This is a genomic window from Sphingomonas bacterium (assembly GCF_903643065.1).
GTDB lineage: Bacteria > Pseudomonadota > Alphaproteobacteria > Sphingomonadales > Sphingomonadaceae > Sphingomonas.
Genome location: NZ_CAHJWX010000223.1, coordinates 1 through 4,703, shown reverse-complemented (window position 1 = coordinate 4,703; position 4,703 = coordinate 1). Strand labels below are relative to the sequence as shown.

6 protein-coding genes and 1 pseudogene are annotated in these 4,703 nt (G+C 71.6%); 4 read left to right on the top strand and 3 right to left on the bottom strand.

The genetic code is table 11. From position 1 onward, the window contains the following. Positions 1–658 (top strand): cold-shock protein (locus HUU95_RS14710; protein WP_302480112.1); only part of this gene is annotated, 658 nt, incomplete at its 5' end. Positions 659–753: 95 nt separating this feature from the next. Here the strand turns inward: HUU95_RS14710 and HUU95_RS08910 are convergent. Then, positions 754–1,152, bottom strand: a complete 399-nt coding sequence (locus HUU95_RS08910; protein ID WP_174279787.1) for a VOC family protein — start codon at positions 1,150–1,152, stop codon at positions 754–756. An 85-nt stretch (positions 1,153–1,237) separates the two neighbouring features. On the opposite strand from HUU95_RS08910, the gene HUU95_RS08905 reads away from it, so the two are divergent. The 3 genes and pseudogenes from HUU95_RS08905 to HUU95_RS08895 all read left to right on the top strand — a co-directional run. Then, on the top strand, positions 1,238–1,963 hold the full coding sequence (locus HUU95_RS08905) for a helix-turn-helix transcriptional regulator (RefSeq protein ID WP_174279786.1): 726 nt from the start codon (positions 1,238–1,240) through the stop codon (positions 1,961–1,963). After that, entirely contained in the window at positions 1,960–2,487 is a 528-nt protein-coding gene (locus HUU95_RS08900; protein ID WP_174279785.1) for an AAA family ATPase, read from the top strand. Before HUU95_RS08905 ends, HUU95_RS08900 begins: the two co-directional genes overlap by 4 nt. A 61-nt stretch (positions 2,488–2,548) precedes the next feature. Next, positions 2,549–2,812, top strand: a pseudogene (locus HUU95_RS08895) (hypothetical protein); the annotation flags it as partial. Positions 2,813–2,989: 177 nt separating this feature from the next. On the opposite strand, the gene HUU95_RS08890 reads toward HUU95_RS08895, so the two are convergent. Beyond that, entirely contained in the window at positions 2,990–3,238 is a 249-nt protein-coding gene (locus tag HUU95_RS08890; protein ID WP_174279784.1) for a hypothetical protein, read from the bottom strand. Then, positions 3,187–4,500: a hypothetical protein gene (locus HUU95_RS08885; RefSeq protein ID WP_174279783.1), complete on the bottom strand. Its 1,314-nt coding sequence runs from the start codon at positions 4,498–4,500 to the stop codon at positions 3,187–3,189. The genes HUU95_RS08890 and HUU95_RS08885 overlap by 52 nt, the downstream gene beginning before the upstream one ends. Between the last annotated feature and the right edge of the window lie 203 nt (positions 4,501–4,703).

Sequence of the window (4,703 nt, the reverse complement as noted above, 5' to 3'; positions counted from 1 at the left end):
CGGGGGCGGTGGCTTCCGTAGCGGCGGTGGGGGCGGCGGCTTCGGCGGCGGCGGCGGTGGCGGCGGCGGGAACCGCATGCCGCCGCAGGTCGTCGGCGAGGGCACCGGCACCGTCAAGTTCTTCAACGCGCAGAAGGGCTTCGGCTTCGTCGTCCGCGACGATGGCGCGGAGGACGTGTTCGTGCACATCTCGGCCGTCGAGCAGGCGGGCCTCGCCGGCCTCGCCGAGGGCCAGAAGCTGGGCTTCACGCTGGTCGATCGCGGCGGCCGCATCTCGGCCACCGAGCTGAAGATTGAAGGCGAGCCGCTCCCCGTCACCGATCGCGCGCCCCCGCGCGAGCCGCGTGAAGGCGGCGGCTTCGGCGGCGGCGATCGTGGCCCGCGCCAGGGTGGCGGCTTTGGCGGCGGCGATCGCGGCGGCGCGCCGCAGCGCGAGCTGACCGGCGAGAAGGCGACGGGCACTGTCAAGTTCTTCAACGCGATGAAGGGCTTCGGCTTCATCCAGCGCGATGACGGCCAGCCCGACGCGTTCGTCCACATCTCGGCGGTCGAGCGCGCCGGCATGGGCACGCTCAACGAGGGCGACCGGCTCCAGTTCGAGCTTGAGGTCGACCGGCGCGGCAAATATGCGGCGGTCAACCTGGCGCAGGGTTCGTAAGACCTCCGCTACGTGATGATGACGGAAGGGCCTGGGCGGCGACGCCCGGGCCCTTTTGCATGGGTGACATTCGCGACGGCGGCGGACGAGGGCCGCTAGCGCGATCCGAACCGGGCCTTCGCCGCCTCGGTCGTCGGCGTGAACAGGCTGACCACCGTGCCCTCCGGATCGCGGAACTGGACCGAGCGGTTGCCCCAGGGCAGCAGCTTGGGCGCATGCACCAGCTCCGCCCTGTCCTTCAGCCGAGCAAAGGCGGCGTCCACGTCGTCGACCATGAACTCCAGGATGGCGGTGCGGTTCGCGCCCGGCTCGGCGCTGCCTGCGCGGAACGCGGCGACCGTCTCGGCGCCGCCGATCGCCAGCGTGGCGGCGGAGGTGACGATCTCGGCGAATTGCGGCGCGAGCCACTCGGCGGCCTGGCCGGTCACGGCCTCGTAGAAGCCGACCATCGCCTGCATGTCGGCGGCGATCAGGCGGGTGGAGGCGAATCTCATCGGCGGGTCCTTGCGCTCGGGCTTGTGTCGGGCCGGCTCGTCGCACAGGGCTGCTGACAGCGTCCTGGCAGCAGGAGTCATGCGGATGACGCGCCGCGCCGAGCGCCTGTTCCAGATCATCCAGGTCCTGCGCCGGTCGACGCGGCCGGTGACGGGCGCCGCGCTGGCCGCCGAGCTGGAGGTGTCCACGCGCACCGTCTACCGCGACATCGCCGACCTGATGGCGCGACGCGTGCCGATCGCGGGCGAGCCGGGGCTCGGTTACCTGCTCGCCGCCGACTATGACATGCCGCCGCTGATGCTGACCCCGGCCGAGCCGGAGGCGGTCGTGCTGGGCGCGCAATGGGTCGCCGGCCGGGGCGACCCGCTGCTCTCCCTCGCCGCGCACGACGTCCTCGCCAAGATCGCCGCCGCCGTGCCCGCGCATCTGCACCCCTTAATCGCGCAACCGAGCACGGCGACGCAGCCGTCGCTCGACATGGCTCGCGAGGTGGTGGACCCCGCCCGGCTGCGCGAGGCGATCCGCCGGGGCCGCAAGCTGCGCCTTCGCTACTGCGCGGGGGATGGCGCGCGGACGGAGCGAACGGTCTGGCCCGTGGTGCTCGGCTATTCGGCCAGCCGGCGCGTGCTGATCGCCTGGTGCGAGCGTCGCCAGGCCTTTCGCCACTTCCGCACCGACCGGATGGACGCGGCCGACCTGCTGGATCAGCCGATCGGCGAGGCGCGCGGGGCGCTGCTCAGGCGCTGGCAGGCATGGCGAGCGGCGACGCTGGCGGCGGGCGAGCGACGGGTGGAGATGCCCGCCCCATGACGCTGGACGAACTGGGCACGCGCATCTGCATCATGGGTCCGTCGAACAGCGGCAAGTCCACGCTGGCGGCGGCGATCGGCGCGGCGCGCGGGCTGACGGTCGTCCACCTCGACCGGCTTCACCACCTGCCGCGTACCGATTGGGTTCCGCGACCGGCGGACGAGTTCGCCGCGCTCCACGACGCGGCGATCATGTCCCCGCGCTGGGTGATGGACGGCAACTACGCGCGGTTGCTGCCGCAACGGCTGGCGCGCGCGACCGGGTTGATCCTGCTCGACATCCCGGTGGCGGTCAGCCTGTACCGGTATCTGCGCCGCTGCTGGTTCGAGCGCGATCGGCGCGGCGCGCTCGACGGCGGCAGGGACAGCGTCAAATGGGCGATGATCCACCACATCGCCGTCGCCACCAGAGCCGATCGCCAGCGCTATCGAGCGATGTTCGACACCGTCGAACTGCCCAGGGTGCGATGCGACTCCCCCGCCGCGCTGTTCTCCTTCTATCGCCGCAACGGCCTTTGGCGATAGACCGTCACGCCGGCGCACGCCGGCTGTGGCGTTCCCCACACGTTCCGCTACACCGTTCCCCGTGCTCCCCTATCCCGCCCTTCATGCCTCGCATGGCGGCATCTGGCTCGCGACCGCCGCCGGGACGCGGACGATCGGCCGTGGGGAGGCGATCCGGGTGGCGGCGGACACGCCCGTCATCCTGCTCAACGCGCCGCTGATCGGGCAGCGGCTGGGCTATGCCGAGCTGTCGGGGCTGGACCTGCTGGAGCTGTTCGCCTTCGTCCACCCCGCGCGCTTCGCGGTGCCGACACCCGGCGGGCTCGGGCCTGCCCGGTTGATGGGCGCTGGACCTAAGCCGAGCCGACGTCCACCAAGACGCCCCGTCGCGCGACGGCACGTGATGGGCTGAGCCGCCGGTCCCGCTCGGCGGCGAGTTGTCCAGCCTGACAATGCCTCAACTCGCGCCGGACGGCAGTGGCGTCGTGCCGCCGCCCGCGCGCGCCACCCGCCCGACGGGGGATCAGCGTCGAATCATCGTCCGCCCCGCCAGGGCCGGGCTCGCCTGCTGCCCGGTCCCCGACCAGGCGGTGATCCGGACCATGCCGCCGGTCCTGAGCTGAAGCAGCGCATTACGGGCCCGCGCCTCCGACAGGCCGGTGTCGGCCATGATCGTCAATCTTTCGCGGGTATCGCCGTTCATCGGCAGCTTGCGGAGGATCAGCGCGGTGTCCTGCTGCAGCGTCGGGCTGAGCAGATTGGGCAGCGGCATCGGCGACGGCGCATTGGTGCTGACCTGATCGCCGCCGGTCCCGCTCCCGCCCGCCGTCCCGGGGAGCAGGGCGGGCACGGCGCCGTCCGAACCACTGCCGCACCACCGCCGGATGCGCCGCTCAGGTTGCGCGCCGCGATCGCCGCCGTCATCGACCCCGGCATGCCGGGCCAGGGACGCAGCGGCTTGCCCATCTCCTGACGCACGACATTGTCCATGGTCCAGGTCTGCTGCTGGTTGACCACCACCATGTTGACCATGAAGTTGCTCGCCAGCCAGCCGCGCGCCGGCGCGCCGCGTACGCCTGCCCCGAACCGCTCGGTCATGGTCAGCGTCTTCATCAACGCGCCATCCTCGACCAACAGCGCCTTGTTGACCAGGGTGAACGGGCTGGAATGACCCTGAATCGTGCCGGCCTCGGCGAGCGGCCGGATGCCGAACTGGTCGGCGACCATAGTCCGCCCACCGGCACCCTTGAACGCCACCAGCCAGTGGTCGGGCTCGGTGAGCGTGCTCCAGGCGTTGCCCGCCGGCTGCTGGCGAATGACGCCCCCCGTCTCCTCCCACCATTGCGCGCCGATGATCACCGGGCCACGTCCCTTCTGCACCGCCATCTCGACGTCGTTGAGACCGCCGGCGACGCTGATCTCCTCGCTGGTGACGTTGACCGCCTTCAGCGTCGTGTTCACCTCGCGCGCCCACATCCCGGGAAAGCTCGGGTGGTTGGGGTGAATGGCGGGGTGAACCTCGGCGGTGATGTGGCCGACCTCCTCCAGCGTTAGCGCCGCCTGCTGACCGGAGATGCGCCCTGCGGCGGAGATCGCGGTCGGGCCGCACGACCTGGCCCCTTGCTGCCCCACCGTCCGGAGCGCTGAGGTAAGCGAGCGGGTGCGCGCGGCGGTCGCGACCGGGCGTGAGATGACGCCGAGCAGCGGCAGGACGTTGAGAAGACGCATCCCGTCCTCAGCCACCCCGCCCACGGTGCCGCTCTTGATGCCCTCACCGAGACGCAGCGTGTCGACCAAACCCTTGCCGGCGCTGAGCACAAACGTGCCGAGCGCCCAGGCCGTGCCGATCAGCAGGCCGGTGGCATAGGTCCAGCCTGAATCGCCACCCCAGCGACGGCCTGCGCCCTCGGCGGCATCCTTGAGCATCAGCTTGTCGAAGTCGCCCTGCACTTCCGCATGCATGCGGTCGAAGGCGTCGGCATATTGCTCCAGCCCGAACATGACGCGCGAGTCCCTGCTGCCGGCGTTGCGCACGCATAGGCTGCCCAGCGGCGGCCGGCATTGGACAGATGCGCCATCCTGGTGGCGGTCGGGCTCAGTCTCGTCGCAGCCGTTCCCCTCCCGTTCCGCTTGCGCTACACCGTCCCCGTGCTCCCCTACCCCGCCCTTCATGCCTCGCATGGCGGCATCTGGCTCGCGACCGCCGCCGGCACGCGGACGATCGGCCGCGGGGAGGC